This window comes from Vibrio sp. 10N.261.55.A7, assembly GCF_002877365.1.
GTDB lineage: Bacteria > Pseudomonadota > Gammaproteobacteria > Enterobacterales > Vibrionaceae > Vibrio.
This window is the reverse complement of record NZ_MCWZ01000015.1, coordinates 13,948-27,918: the sequence shown is the minus strand read 5'-3', so window position 1 is coordinate 27,918 and position 13,971 is coordinate 13,948. Positions and strand designations below refer to the sequence as shown.

Annotated in this window: 16 protein-coding genes; 11 read left to right on the top strand and 5 right to left on the bottom strand. The window is 44.9% G+C overall.

Going from position 1 to position 13,971, the window contains the following annotated elements; all coding sequences use genetic code 11:
* The 5 genes from thiE to thiH form a co-directional block, all read left to right on the top strand.
* The coding region (gene thiE / locus BCU12_RS01805; RefSeq protein ID WP_102402691.1) for a thiamine phosphate synthase at nt 1–807 on the top strand (807 nt) is incomplete at its 5' end.
* The gene (locus BCU12_RS01800) at nt 800–1,597 is read left to right on the top strand and encodes a thiazole biosynthesis adenylyltransferase ThiF (RefSeq protein ID WP_102402690.1); all 798 of its coding nucleotides are present in this window, start codon (nt 800–802) and stop codon (nt 1,595–1,597) included. The genes thiE and BCU12_RS01800, both read left to right, overlap by 8 nt.
* The gene (thiS, locus tag BCU12_RS01795; protein WP_102402689.1) at nt 1,594–1,803 is read left to right on the top strand and encodes a sulfur carrier protein ThiS; all 210 of its coding nucleotides are present in this window, start codon (nt 1,594–1,596) and stop codon (nt 1,801–1,803) included. Before BCU12_RS01800 ends, thiS begins: the two co-directional genes overlap by 4 nt.
* A gap of 2 nt (nt 1,804–1,805) precedes the next feature.
* A complete protein-coding gene (locus tag BCU12_RS01790; RefSeq protein WP_102402688.1) occupies nt 1,806–2,570 on the top strand; it encodes a thiazole synthase in 765 nt (254 codons plus the stop codon).
* An 8-nt stretch (nt 2,571–2,578) separates the two neighbouring features.
* Nucleotides 2,579–3,691, top strand: a complete 1,113-nt coding sequence (gene thiH, locus BCU12_RS01785) for a 2-iminoacetate synthase ThiH (protein WP_102402687.1) — start codon at nt 2,579–2,581, stop codon at nt 3,689–3,691.
* Nucleotides 3,692–3,860: 169 nt separating this feature from the next.
* Here thiH and BCU12_RS01780 read toward each other — a convergent pair whose 3' ends face one another.
* Together BCU12_RS01780 and BCU12_RS01775 are read right to left on the bottom strand one after the other, a co-directional pair.
* Nucleotides 3,861–5,651, bottom strand: coding sequence for an aminopeptidase P family protein (locus BCU12_RS01780; protein ID WP_102402686.1), 1,791 nt, complete (start codon nt 5,649–5,651; stop codon nt 3,861–3,863).
* Between the two features lie 108 nt (nt 5,652–5,759).
* Nucleotides 5,760–6,707, bottom strand: coding sequence for a LysR family transcriptional regulator (locus BCU12_RS01775; RefSeq protein WP_102402685.1), 948 nt, complete (start codon nt 6,705–6,707; stop codon nt 5,760–5,762).
* 114 nt (nt 6,708–6,821) lie between these two features.
* On the opposite strand from BCU12_RS01775, the gene BCU12_RS01770 reads away from it, so the two are divergent.
* Together BCU12_RS01770 and BCU12_RS01765 are read left to right on the top strand one after the other, a co-directional pair.
* The gene (locus tag BCU12_RS01770) at nt 6,822–8,018 is read left to right on the top strand and encodes a multidrug effflux MFS transporter (protein WP_277871246.1); all 1,197 of its coding nucleotides are present in this window, start codon (nt 6,822–6,824) and stop codon (nt 8,016–8,018) included.
* 120 nt (nt 8,019–8,138) lie between these two features.
* Nucleotides 8,139–8,420: a hypothetical protein gene (locus BCU12_RS01765; protein WP_102402684.1), complete on the top strand. Its 282-nt coding sequence runs from the start codon at nt 8,139–8,141 to the stop codon at nt 8,418–8,420.
* A gap of 104 nt (nt 8,421–8,524) precedes the next feature.
* On the opposite strand, the gene asnC is transcribed toward BCU12_RS01765, so the two are convergent.
* Nucleotides 8,525–8,983 (bottom strand): transcriptional regulator AsnC, encoded by a 459-nt coding sequence (gene asnC / locus BCU12_RS01760; RefSeq protein WP_102402683.1) that lies wholly within the window; start codon nt 8,981–8,983, stop codon nt 8,525–8,527.
* 215 nt (nt 8,984–9,198) lie between these two features.
* Between asnC and BCU12_RS01755 the strand changes: the two genes are divergently transcribed.
* Nucleotides 9,199–9,978, top strand: a complete 780-nt coding sequence (locus tag BCU12_RS01755; protein ID WP_102402682.1) for a class I SAM-dependent methyltransferase — start codon at nt 9,199–9,201, stop codon at nt 9,976–9,978.
* A gap of 123 nt (nt 9,979–10,101) precedes the next feature.
* Here BCU12_RS01755 and BCU12_RS01750 read toward each other — a convergent pair whose 3' ends face one another.
* Both BCU12_RS01750 and BCU12_RS01745 read right to left on the bottom strand, forming a co-directional pair.
* On the bottom strand, nt 10,102–10,983 hold the full coding sequence (locus BCU12_RS01750; protein WP_102402681.1) for a carboxylate/amino acid/amine transporter: 882 nt from the start codon (nt 10,981–10,983) through the stop codon (nt 10,102–10,104).
* A gap of 74 nt (nt 10,984–11,057) precedes the next feature.
* Nucleotides 11,058–11,483: a universal stress protein gene (locus BCU12_RS01745; protein ID WP_102402680.1), complete on the bottom strand. Its 426-nt coding sequence runs from the start codon at nt 11,481–11,483 to the stop codon at nt 11,058–11,060.
* A gap of 157 nt (nt 11,484–11,640) precedes the next feature.
* Here BCU12_RS01745 and ftnA point away from each other — a divergent pair, with 157 nt between their 5' ends.
* The 3 genes from ftnA to BCU12_RS01730 all read left to right on the top strand — a co-directional run bounded on the left by ftnA (nt 11,641) and on the right by BCU12_RS01730 (nt 13,906).
* Nucleotides 11,641–12,168 (top strand): non-heme ferritin, encoded by a 528-nt coding sequence (ftnA, locus tag BCU12_RS01740; protein WP_102402679.1) that lies wholly within the window; start codon nt 11,641–11,643, stop codon nt 12,166–12,168.
* A gap of 72 nt (nt 12,169–12,240) precedes the next feature.
* Complete coding sequence (gene uspB / locus BCU12_RS01735; protein ID WP_102402678.1) at nt 12,241–12,564, top strand: universal stress protein UspB; 324 nt, start codon at nt 12,241–12,243, stop codon at nt 12,562–12,564.
* 154 nt (nt 12,565–12,718) lie between these two features.
* The gene (locus tag BCU12_RS01730; protein ID WP_102402692.1) at nt 12,719–13,906 is read left to right on the top strand and encodes an NAD(P)/FAD-dependent oxidoreductase; all 1,188 of its coding nucleotides are present in this window, start codon (nt 12,719–12,721) and stop codon (nt 13,904–13,906) included.
* Nucleotides 13,907–13,971 lie beyond the last annotated feature (65 nt).

The following is a 13,971-nucleotide window of genomic DNA, read 5'->3' as shown; positions in this document are numbered from 1 at the left end:
AGTGTTTCACGTGAAACATGGCCAAGTGAGTTTGAATCATTCCCAATTCCAGTTCTAGAGAATTCGTCGCTATCAATCCAGGTAGGGTGGACCGTTGAAGGAAAACAAGTCTCTTTTCCTAAGTTAACAAAGCCAAGTCTCGGTCTATATCCCGTAGTTGATAGTGTTGAGTGGATAGAAAAACTACTCAAGATGGGGGTTAAGACGACGCAATTGCGAATTAAAGACCCTGAGTTGTTGAATCTAGAAGAACAGGTTAAACGTGCGATTCAGCTTGGAGAAGAGTATAACGCTCAGGTCTTCATAAATGACTACTGGCAGTTGGCGGTCAAACATGGCGCGTTTGGTGTCCATCTTGGCCAAGAAGACATTGAAGAATCGAATCTGAGTGCGTTAAGTGAATCAAATATAAAACTAGGTTTGTCGACTCATGGATATTACGAACTGCTCAGGATTGTACAAATAGAACCTAGTTACATCGCATTGGGTCATATATTTCCAACGACAACAAAAGAGATGCCATCAAAGCCTCAGGGCTTAGTGAGATTATCACTGTACCAAAGGCTTATCGACACTATTCCGTATAGCCGTGGAGAGCTCGGTTTTCCAACGGTTGCGATAGGTGGGATCGACCAAACCACAGCACCAAGTGTATGGGATTGTGGCGTCTCTAGCTTAGCTGTCGTTCGTGCGATTACCTTATCTGATTCACCACAGAGTGTTATCGAGGACTTCTCTTACATCATGAGCAGGCAAGCTCAGGTCGTCAGTACGCCAAACAAGCACCAGGAAATCGAGAATGCTTGACGATAAGAGCTTCCTACGTTACCAGAGACAGGTCAGTGTTCCCGAGATAGGGGAAGTTGGTCAAGAGAATCTGAACAATAGCCATGTATTGATGATTGGCTGCGGTGGACTAGGTAGTTCGGCAGCCTTGTATTTGGTGGCTGCCGGTATCGGAAAGCTTGTTGTGGTTGACGATGACCAAGTCGATTTCAGTAATCTACAGCGACAAGTGGTTTATCGTGAGAGAGACCTAGAGCGCTCGAAAGTCTCCGCGATGGCAACTCAACTTACAGAATTGAACAGCGGTTGCCAGATTAGACAAATACCGAATCGATTGTCAGAAGCACAGTTAAATCTCGAGGTTATGTTAGCGGATGTCGTTCTCGATTGTAGCGATAATTTCGAAACAAGACAGCTCGTCAATCGTGCTTGTTATAAGCAAGGTAAACCACTTATTTCTGCTTCGGCCATTGGCTGGAAAGGGCAAATGATGGTTCTTGATTTTCCAAGTCAACAAAATTGCTATCGTTGTGTCTACCCATTTGAACAAACCAGTTCAGCTAATAAATGCAGTGAATCAGGCGTTATTGGCCCCGTCGTGGGCACTATGGGGAACATGCAGGCGCTGGCCGCTATTCAAAAATTGTCGACGGGTGAGTTTTTGCTTGAAACGAATCAATTGAAATTATTTGATGGGAAGGCGCTGAATTGGACTAACTTGACCATAGCGCAAGATGAAGACTGTCCTGTATGCGCCACTGATTCTTTAGAAACTCACACTGCTCCCAATACAAAGGAACGCTCTTTATGAGTTCAATAACAATAAAAATTAACGATCAATTGGAGACGGTATCAGCTTCTTCCAGCTTGGCTGATATCATCTCTTTTCTATCTCTGCCGGAGATGGGCTGTGTATTCGCTATAAACAACGTTGTAGTCCCTCGCAGTGCGTGGGGCAATACAAACGTAAACGAAGGTGATGCTATTTCACTTTTTCAAGCTATCGCCGGAGGCTAAGCATGCTAACCATTGCAGACAAAACGTTTCATTCTCGACTATTCACAGGTACTGGAAAATTTGCAAACAAAGATCTAATGGCTGACGCTATTAAATCGTCTGGCTCCCAACTGGCTACCATGGCGCTAAAACGAGTCGACATCCATTCTGCTCAAGACGACATACTGCAGCCAATTATAGAAGCGGGTGTGAATCTATTACCAAATACCTCCGGTGCAAAAAACGCTAAAGACGCTATCTTTGCTTCTCACTTAGCTCGCGAAGCACTAGGAACGAATTGGCTTAAGCTCGAGATTCACCCTGATCCTAAGTACCTCATGCCAGACCCTATTGAAACACTTAAAGCCGCTGAGCAGCTTGTAAAAGACGGCTTTGTAGTTCTTCCATACTGTCACGCTGATCCTGTTCTTTGTAAACGTCTAGAGGAAGTGGGGTGTGCCGCAGTTATGCCGCTTGGGGCGCCAATAGGCTCAAATAAAGGGTTAGTGTCTGTCGATTTTCTCGAGATAATCATAGATCAAGCAAACATTCCAGTTGTTGTCGATGCGGGTATCGGTGCACCTTCTCATGCTGCACTTGCTATGGAAATGGGTGCTGATGCCGTGTTGGTGAATACAGCGATCGCTGCGTCGCCTAATCCAGTAGCAATGGCAACGGCATTTAAGTTGGCGGTTGAGTCAGGTCGAATTGCTTATGAATCAGGCTTAGCAGGCCAAGTTTCACATGCTGTCGCATCGAGCCCACTAACATCCTTCCTTGATGTTTAGGAGATAAGATGAGTTTTGTTGAAGAGTTTCGTCAGCTTAATTGGGATGATGTTCGTCTTTCCATTTATGGTAAAACGGCTGCAGATGTAGAGCGCGCTCTGTCAAAACCGAAGTGCGATCTAGAAGATTTTAAAGCCTTGATTTCACCCGCGGCAGAACCTTACTTAGAGCAGTTGGCACAACGATCTTTGGCTCTTACGAGGAAAAGATTCGGCAACACAATTTCGCTGTATATTCCGCTCTATTTATCCAACCTCTGCGCGAATGCGTGTACGTATTGTGGTTTCTCAATGGAAAACCGCATAAAGCGCCGCACGCTGAATGAGACGGAAATAAAAGCAGAGATTACTGCGATCAAGAAAATGAACTTTGACAGCGTGCTGCTGGTCACCGGTGAACACGAAACCAAAGTCGGGATGAAATATTTCCGAGAAGCGCTCCCTGTTATAAAGAAAGCATTTAACTATCTGGCTATGGAAGTTCAGCCGCTTGACCAAGAAGAGTACGCAGAGCTGAAAACTCTGGGTTTAGACGCTGTGATGGTCTACCAGGAAACTTATCATCCAAGTACGTATGCTGAACATCATTTACGTGGAAACAAAACCGATTTTGAATACCGGTTAGAAACGCCAGACCGACTGGCAAAGGCGGGTATAGACAAAATTGGTATTGGCGCGTTGATAGGGTTAGAGGAGTGGCGAACAGATTGTTTCTATGTAGCAGCACACTTGGATTATCTTGAGAGAAAGTACTGGCAGACACGTTATTCAATATCCTTCCCTCGATTAAGACCGTGTGAGGGTGGGTTACAACCTAAATCAATTATGTCTGATAAGCAGCTTGTTCAATTGATTTGTGCCTACCGTTTACTTAATCCTGAGGTTGAACTGTCTCTTTCCACTCGAGAATCAGCAGTGTTCAGAGATAACGTTCTACCACTGGGGATTACGAGCATGTCTGCCGCGTCAAAAACGCAGCCTGGTGGTTATGCGTTGGAAGATGTTGAATTGGAACAGTTTGAAATCAGTGATGAGCGCAGTGCGGCTGAGGTTGCGAAGATGATCCATAGCAAAGGCTTTGACCCAGTCTGGAAAGATTGGCACAGCGGATACTCTGGATAGTCAGTTTCACAGTATGCTCTAAGAGAGTGTTTCACGTGAAACATAAAAATGGCTACGAGATTCGTAGCCATTTTTATATGAGTTGTATTATTTTTCGGTATTTCCAGCCAACTCTCTTAACCTAAAAGGGTTTTTTTATAAGAGGTAACCAGATATAGTTATACGTGCTTTAGCTGTAAGAGAGTTTTTGAGTCGCTTGTTCTAGCCAGGTTTTCACCTTTCCTTCGACTAATGGGCTAATGTCATTCCACACCTTCTGGTGGTAGTCATTCAGCCAAGCGAGTTCCGGTCGGGTTAGCATGTCTACATGGATATTTCGATGATCGATTGGGCAACGAGTTAATGATTCAAATGTTAGAACTGAGAAATCACCTTCAGTCTCTATTTCTTTGACCAACTCCAAGTTTTCAATTCGAATTCCAAATTCATTCGCTCGGTAGTACCCCGGTTCGTTTGAAAGAACCATACCGGCTTTAAGTGGCACTGTTATTGGTCGTTTTGAAATACTCTGTGGACCCTCGTGCACACTAAGGAAGTGGCCAACCCCATGACCAGTACCATGGTCATAATCAAAACCTTCTGCCCAAAGGTGCTGACGAGCCAAAATATCGAGCTGATGACCACTCGTTCCTTTTGGAAAGCGTGCTCTAGCAAGAGCAATGTGACCTTTCAGCACTAATGTAAATTGCCTCTTCATTTCATCCGTTGGGTTACCTATAGCGAGTGTACGAGTAATGTCGGTCGTCCCATCTGGATACTGACCGCCTGAATCGACAAGGTATAGGGAGTCCATCGACAACTGTGTTGGTGCAGGTTCATTGTTGTGGTTGTAATGGCACATCGCGGCATTAACGGACGCCGCTGAAATGGTATCAAAGCTCAAATCGACTAGAGTTGGATCTTCTTCTCTAAACTGGTGAAGCCTATCTGACAACTGACCTTCATCAAATAGGTTTCCTTGACTGACTTGCTCGTCAAACCAACATAAGAACTTTGTCATCGCAACACCATCTCGAACATGGCAGGCTTTCATTCCTGCTATCTCGGTCGGGTTTTTTTGCGCTTTAGGTTGTAAGCAAGGATCGGCACTGTTTAGCAGCACCGCTCCGGAATTTTGAAGTTGTAAGCTAAACCACGAATTGCTCGTTGCTGAGTCAACGATGACTCTTCTATCTTTTAAGCGGGCTAGCGCATCAGACAAAGAATCAGGGGAGGCTACACGAACATGTTGGCCAACATGGGATTCGAAATCAGATGGCAATCGCGCGCTGTCAATAAAGAAATCGACACTAGCATCAGAGTATAAGATAGCGTGAGACAGCAACACGGGTAATCGTGAGACATCCAATCCACGAATATTCAATAACCAGCAAATCGAATCAAGAGACGTGATGACGGCACAATCAGCGCCTTGAGATTGAATTTTGTCAGCAACGATACGTCGTTTTGATTCGCTAGACACACCAACCAGTTCCAGCCCCATTAGTCTTGCAGATGAAAGATCGGGGGAGGGTCTATCGAGCCAAAGCTCATCAACCGGGTTATTCGATAATGCACAAAGTTCATAGTTTGCGGCCAATTTGGATTGCGCTAAGTTCAGCCAAGCACCATTGTGCATTCTAGGATCGAAAGCAACTTTGCCTTTCTCTGGTAAGTTATCCGCTATCCAGGCTAAAGCAGGTTCTTCTATGAGGTGACGATATTCAAAGACGTTTTCCGGTACTTGCTTACGTACCTGCACAGTGTAGCGACCGTCGACAAAGATTGCTGCTTTCTCTTCAGTGATCACCGTGCACCCGGCAGATCCTGTGAACCCAGTTAACCAATGTAAACGCTCATTATGAGCTGGAACATATTCACCGAGAAACTCGTCTTCGTGAGGAATGATAATAGCGTCATAATCGTGTTTTGCTAGCCAAGCTCTCATGGCTTGAACACGTTCAGAAATAGCGTGATGCATCAATTTGTCCTTCTTGAATTGTCCTTTGGCGTGACTACTTATAGTGCTACCGATCTAGGTGTTTTGATAGTGAAATACAAGCTACTCTTTTTGCTGAGTTGCTGCAAACTATCTGAGTAAACGAGTTTTCTCTTTGATGATATTCGTTAACCAAGTCAAAGCGGGGTCGTTTTCTCTGTCTTTATGCCAGAATAAAGTATAAGCCATTGCGGGGAATGCCATAGGTAAAGGCAGTTCTACCAGATCAAGTTGCTTGGCTATCAACGAGGTAAAATGGCTAGGCGCGGTGAACACAAAATCGGTATACGTACATAAGCTTGCGGCACTATTAAAATCAGGAACCGTAATGGCGATGTCTCGTTCTTTACCCAAATCCGCTAAGCGATAATCCAGCAACCAGCGATCATTGCCGTCACATCGAACCTGTACGTGTCGCATTGAAAGGTACACTTCAATGTTCCAATCAGAAATAGAGTCTAGGATTGGATGCCCCTTGCGCACCACGCACATCTGTTTGTCTTGATAGATCTCTAACTCTTTAATGTCGTCAGGAGGAAGCATGGTTAGCCGTGCATCGTTGATGTCGATATCTTTGCCGGTAATGCCGATATCTAGCTCGCCAAGCTGCAACCGCTTAAAAGTTTGCTCGTTCCACGAGTGTGTCGATATATTCAGTCTTGGCCCCTGCCTGAATACGTCTGGCATGAAGTAGGGCAAGATCAGTGGATACACGCTTTCTACGGCGGCAATGTGAAATCGGTATTCACTGGTTTCTGGGCAAAACTCTTGGGGTTGGGTAATGCTTTCGAGTTGGTGGATCAAATTCTCTAAGCGAGGTTTAAGAAAAAGGCTCTTTGCAGTTGGCCTTAACCCGTGTGAGGTACGAACAAAAAGAGGATCTTCAAATTGTGCGCGAAGCTTTGACAGAGACTTGCTGACCGCTGATTGACTCAGATAAAGCCTTTGAGCTGCGCGGGTGACGCTGCATTCTTCAATCAATACATTGAGACAGACTAAAAGGTTGAGGTCGATTCGAGAGAGTGCTTCTACTGACATTATGATTTTCCAATATGGAATATTAGCTATGAGTGTAAACCATTTTTTAGAATAACATGATTCGAGTAAACTCACTGACATCTTAAGTTCTTTTATAACCCTGTGAGCATCAACATTGTGAATACGCCTCAATTAGACAATCCAAGCAAAATTCAACTGGCCGTTTTGACCATGCTGGTTCTTTTTAGTCCTTTAGGAATTGATATCTATTTGCCAGCTTTTCCACAGATGGCAGAGACGTTTCACGTGGAACAAACAAGAATACAAGACACCATTACATGGTTTTTGTTTGCTATGGGTGTAGGGCAATTATTTGCTGGCCCCTTAGCAGACAAGCACGGACGTCGAACAGTTGCATTAGTGGGCGTGAGTATCTACGGTTTGAGTGCTTGCTTGGCGTGGGCCGCAGAAACCATAGAGTGGATGCTTATCGCTAGGCTACTTCAAGGCTTGGGCGCGTGTGCGACCGCTGTAGCCGCTTTTGCAACTGTTCGCGACCTATTTGGTCCTCAAAAAAGTGGCAGGATGATCAGTTATCTTAATGGAGCAATCTGTTTCATTCCGGCATTAGCCCCGATATTTGGCGCTTGGCTAACGCAGCAGTTTGGTTGGCGATCTAACTTCTCGTTCATGGCGATGTTTGCGCTAACGGTCGGCATCATTCTGTTCTTTAACCAAAAAGAAACGAACCCGTCCAAGTTTACGGGAGCGATATTCAATCCAAGTCGATACGCTCAAGTGCTAAAGAACCCAATGTTCGTCTTTCATGCGTCTTTGTGTATGTTCTCAATGGCCGTTATCTTGGCTTACGTGACGTCGGCTCCCCATGTATTGATGGAACGATACAGCTTGTCGATGAACGAGTTTACATTCTGGTTTGGGATTAATGCGGTATTCAATATCATTGCGTGTATGACTGCACCGAAATGTATGGAGAAGCTAGGGACTCGAATGACAATAATCATTGGCGTTTTGATGCTGAATACGGCTGGTGTTCTGATGCTCTCACTACAAAGTCAACAAACGGCATTTGCATTCATGTTGCCTATTTTTGTTTCTTCAATTGGTTTCGCTTGGGTTTTGGGCGCCTCTGCAGGTAAAGCTCTGGCTCCCTTTGGGGATAAAGCGGGCACTGCCGCCGCGTTGCTTGGGCTATTTCAAATGAGTGGCGCTGGTTTGGTTGTTGGTCTAATGCAACGATTGTCATTGCAACCAGAAATGCTGATCACACTGCTTCTTTGGATTACGGCACCTAGTTTAATCGTACTCTGTTCCAAAGTGGGTCATCGCTGGCATGAAGCAACCGCTTAGAGGGTTCAGCGTTAATTCGTAATAAACGTTACTTGTTAAAATTGCAGTATAATTACGCAGTAAACAGGTGTATATTTGACCCACTAAACTAAATATACATGCAGTGGATACTCAACAATAATGTCAATGACAACGTACGAAATGGCGCGAGTTCTAGAGCAATTAGACGAAGCACCAGAAAAAATCATGTTTGGTAAAATCCTCAACGAGATGGGGAACCAAAGTGGTGAGCGTATTCGTAGTGCTGCTAAGCAGGTTCCAGTCGATGTATTGAGTGATATTGTCTTTCAGTTTCAGCAAGTGATTGAATCAAGAAAGGGTGAGAAAGTGGAGATGTTAGCCAAACAGCTCGCTGAACAAGGGATTTCACCCGAAGAGCTGCAAGAATATCTTAATCGATAGAAAGCCTAAGTTAGTCAATAAAAAAGAGCCTTTTTGAGGCTCTTTTTTATTGCTGAAAGAAAAGGTCGAATAGCGTTATCAAATTCAATGGTTAGCCTGCAAGGCTAGGGATTGACACTGCGATTGATTGGGTTTTGAAGAGAGATAAGGGTTTCGGTTGATTGCACCTCGTCAATGGCTTGCAGCTTATCGATCAGCACATACTGAAGCTCTTCGATGGATTTACACATCAGCTTAACGAAGATGTTGTACGCCCCCGTTGTGTAATAGGCCTCAACCACCTCTTCGAGTGCATTCAGTTTCGCGATGGCAGAGTGATAATCTCGGGCAGAATTTAGGTTGATACCGATAAAGCAGCAAACGTCATAACCCAACTTTTTGGTGTTAACAATCACTTCCGTGCCTTGAATGATATCCGCCGATTTCATCTTCTCGATTCTTACGTGAATCGTCGCTGGACTGACATCGAAGCTTTTCGCCATTTCAGCGTAAGGCTTTCGTGCGTCTTCCATGAGGGTCTTTAATATGGCTCTATCGAGATCGTCGAGTTTTGCTTGCTGCATGGTCGTGTAAATCCTTGAATTGAGGCTAGCGTCCAGTCTGGCAGTATATTTTATCAACCGCATGGTTGCTATGAGCAAATAGAGAAACCTTAGCCGCGAGCATTTTTGCTGCTTTTTGAGTGAGCCAGAGAGAGAAAATTTAGTCAGCCCTATCGAAAACGGGTAGAATTCTTTTGTTCACTACCACCTTATTTTATCGCCATACGGAGCGTACCTTGCAGCTACAACTGATTTGCGAATCATCGTCACAACAACATGTTCTCGATAGCTTATCGGCCCGTTGGGGGCTTCAGCATTGTGACAAAAGCATCTTCGCATTGGTCTTAACGGATACGCATCTTGAGCTTCGTAAATTAGATGAACCCAAGCTAGGCGCAATATTTGTCGATCTGGTTGGTGGCGCGGTTGGCCATCGCCGCAAGTTTGGTGGCGGTAAAGGTCAGTCTATTGCAAAAGCGGCAGGCTTAAACAAAGGCACGACACCACGAGTGTTAGACGCCACCGCAGGGCTAGGAAGAGACGCGTTTGTGCTTGCATCACTGGGTTGTCATGTACAGATGGTAGAGCGCCATCCTGTGGTTGCGGCGCTTTTGGACGATGGATTGGCAAGAGCGAAGCAAGACAGTGAAATAGGCCACTGGGTTTCAGAGAGAATGGCGCTGATACATGCGTCTAGCCATGATGCGCTTGATTCCTTGTGTCAGGATGCCGAGTTTGAAAAGCCGGATGTTGTCTATTTAGATCCGATGTATCCACACCCAGAGAATAAGAAAAAGTCGGCGTTAGTGAAAAAAGAAATGCGCGTGTTTCAGTCTTTAGTTGGTGCGGATAATGATGCCGATGATCTATTAACACCAGCGCTTGCACTGGCCAGAAAAAGGGTTGTTGTGAAACGTCCTGACTACGCGCCTTGGCTGAGTGATAAGCAACCAAGCATGGCGATAGAGACGAAGAAGAATCGCTTTGATGTCTATGTTCTCGCCTCCATGAATTAGCTCTATTTTTAACGGATAAGATCGAAAAAGCTCACTATGAAAGTGAGCTTTTTATTGAGTGCCTAATGGCTCTTTAGATCCATTGAGTTGGTTATTAATCCGCAGCCTAGTCGCGAGTAAGGCTTAGGCATTCGTCGAATATTGTTGGTTCACGCGTCGCTTCACCCATGTTTCGTTAATCAATAGAGAAAGAAGAATGATGCCGCCACCAATAGAGAGACTCACAAGATCAACATCTCTATTCCAAATCACGATGTTGACGATAAGGCCCGCAGGAACCAGTACGTTGTTCATCACTGCGAGCGCACCTGCATTGACCAGACAAGCGCCTTTATTCCAGGCAAAATAGCCCACACCTGAAGCAATCACACCAAGATAAACGAGTACGCCCCATTGCAGTGTCGTCGTCGGCATTTTGTCGAAGCTACCTAGCAAAGCAAAGGCAACACTCGCAACCAAAAGCGCCCCGAAGTAGAAGTAACCAAATATGGAATGCTGCGGAAGTTCGATCGTTTCTTGTTCCATCACATATTTATAGCCAACTTGACCGATGGCAAAACAGAGATTCGCTCCCTGCACGACGAGAAAACCGACGATGAAGTTTTCATTCACTCCAGCAAACTTGATGAATGCCGCGCCAGATACCGCAATTGCCGCGGTGAGCAAATACCAAGGAGAGAAGCGACGCTTCAACAGATCGTAGATAAGCGTGACGTAGATAGGCGTGAACACGGTAAACAGCAGCACTTCTGGTACTGAAAGAAGTAGAAAGGATTGATAGTAAAAACAATACATCAAACCTAATTGAATACCGCCGATTGCCATCAGTTTCAGTTTCAGAAGGTTAGGGACGCCACGGAATTTGGTAAAAGGAATGAACACTAAGCTTGCCAGAGCGACACGCATCAGTACCGAAAACCAAGAATCCACCTGACCGGCAAGGTAAACGCCAATCAAGCTAAATGAGAATGCCCAAAGTAGGGTAACTGCAGAGAGATAAAACATAAATAATATTCATTATCAATAACGTGAGTGCAGTTTACCCTAACTCGTAGTGTCAAACTATAGCTGGTCGCGAGTTAATCTTTGAGTGGCACAACCAACATATCGACGGGCGAACTATTGATCAGCTGACGCGTTGAAGAGAGTAGCTTGCTCCAAAAGTCTTGATGGTGACCACACACAACCAAATCAATATTGTGCTCAACAATAGAGTCACACAACTCATTACTTAAGTCGCCACTGCCCACCAGGCTGTGTTTGATGGGGTATTGTGCGTGCTCAGCAAAGCTTTGCAGTTGGCTTTGTGAGGCTTCCATTGCCTGATGCTGTGTCTCGGCCAGGTTGATGTCGATTAAACCGGTATACAGCTCAGCGTAATTCACATCGATATGAATAAAAGAGAGTTCGGCGTTTAATGGTTTCGCGAGTGCGACTGCCTTGTCAACGAGTAGCTTACTGTCTTCTGAGAGATCGACAGCCACTAAAATATGTTGATAGCTCATTTGGATCACTCCTTATAGGTAGGGATATTATTACTTTAGCACCTGTTCATAAGGAATTTTGCTGAAGTGATCTCATATCCACATTGAGTTTGGTTCATGGTATGGTTTGTTTGATGGATTAGTAAATACAGTTAGATGACTGAATTAGGAGTAAAAAATGCTACCCAAAGCGATGGTTGATCAATTGAATGAGCAAATAAATCTAGAATTTTTCTCATCCAATCTATACTTACAAATGAGTGCTTGGTGTGAAGACAAAGGATTCGAAGGTGCGGCTGAGTTTCTAAGGGCTCATGCGGTTGAAGAAATGCAGCATATGCAGCGCCTTTTTACCTATGTGAGTGAAACCGGTTCAATGCCTATTTTAGGGGCAATCGAGGCGCCACAGCACGAGTTTGATAGCTTAGGTTCGGTGTTTCGTCTAACGTTTGAACATGAGCAAATGATTACTCAAAAGATCAACAAACTCGCGCATGTTGCGTTTACAAATCAAGACTACTCGACGTTTAACTTCTTGCAGTGGTACGTTGCTGAACAGCACGAGGAAGAGAAGTTATTTAAAGGGATCTTAGATAAGCTTGAGTTGGTTGGTGAAGATGGTAAAGCACTGTTCTTCATTGACAAAGACCTAGCTGTGTTAGCTAAAGAAGGTTCATCTTCTATTATGGATGCCCCAGCTGTGTAACCACGGCAAAAAGATGGCTCGCTGAATCATCTTTTCTTTTCGGGCATTGATAGAAGATGTAGGGAGGAAAAGATGATCAGTGGAGACACTATTTTATTAGCATTGATGTTGGTTACCGGCATCAACATGGTTAGATACCTAACCGCGCTGCGTTCACTTATTTACATTATGCGAGAAGCCCACCCTTTGCTTTATCAGCAGGTCGATGGCGGTGGTTTCTTCACCACGCATGGCAACATGACCAAGCAAGTGCGTCTGTATAGCTACTTAAAAACCAAAGAGTATCACCATCACCACGATCCTGTATTTACAGGAAAGTGCGATAGAGTGAGGGAACTATTTATTCTCTCTACGGGTTTACTCAGTGTGACGCTGCTAATGGCTTTCTTTGTTTAAGTCAGCGTGTAAACCGTAAGCGGATGAGCCTGTCACCACAAATTGGCATTAGTCTAATTTGCGGTTAGAATGCGATACCTTCATTAAGGATGTGCTCTTGCGCATCCTTTTTTATTTCTTGAAATCCAGATTAAAACCATAGAAGAGCATGAACATGAGTAACCAATTTGATGTCGTGATTATTGGCGCAGGCGCAGCAGGCTTAATGTGCGCAGCTGAAGCAGGTAAGCGCGGTCGAAGTGTTTTGTTGGTGGATCATGCCAAAAAGCCAGGTCGTAAGATCTTAATCTCTGGTGGTGGGCGTTGTAACTTCACTAACTACGATGTTTCAGCGAACAACTTCCTTTGTCGTAACCCTCACTTTGTAAAATCGGCGCTGTCTCAGTACACCAACTGGGATTTTATCTCGCTCGTGAGTAAGTACGGAATTGACTTTGAAGAGCGCGAGCACGGTCAGCTATTCTGCGTTGATAGTTCTAAACAGATTGTCAGCATGCTCCTTGATGAATGTAAGCAAGAGACCATCACACAGCGTTATCAAGTTGAAGTCACTGACGTTGAAAAGCTTGAATCTGGGTTTTCACTTAAGCTCAATGGTTCGGCAGTCGAGTGCCAATCTTTAGTGATAGCAACGGGCGGCTTGTCGATGCCAAAGCTAGGTGCGACACCATTTGGCTACAAGCTCGCTGAGCAGTTTGGGCTGCCTATTGTTCCTACAACGGCAGGGCTGGTGCCTTTTACGCTGCACAATAAAGACAAAGATGATCTCGCGGAGCTGTCTGGCATTGCGATTCCAGCTGAGGTAACAACGCAAGACGGCACACTCTTCAAAGAAGCGCTGCTTTTCACGCATCGTGGCCTGTCTGGACCGTCTATCTTGCAGGTTTCCTCTTTTTGGAAAGCAGGACAAAGTGTCTCTATCAACTTAGTGCCGAATGAAGATGTGGCTGAGCTACTGGCAACATCAAGAGAAAAGCACCCAAATCAAAGCCTCAAGAATACGCTAGCGAAGGTTCTCCCTAAGCGCTTAGTCGAAGTGCTGATAGAGCGTAAAGAGCTTGATGACAAACCATTGAAGCAACTCAACCATAGAGAGCTTCAGGCAATCGTATCTCAACTTGAAAACTGGGAAATCGCCCCTAATGGAACGGAAGGCTACAGAACGGCGGAAGTGACACTGGGTGGTGTCGATACCGATCAAATCTCATCAAAAACCATGGAGTGTAAATCTATTCCGGGTATGTACTTTATTGGTGAGGTGATGGATGTGTCTGGTTGGTTAGGTGGGTACAATTTCCAGTGGAGCTGGTCGAGCGGTTTCGTTGCGGGTCAATGGGTGTAGTGTGTAAAGACGTTATTGCCTTTTCATCGTTCTAAATAGTCTACAGCGAACTAAAAGCTTTTAGC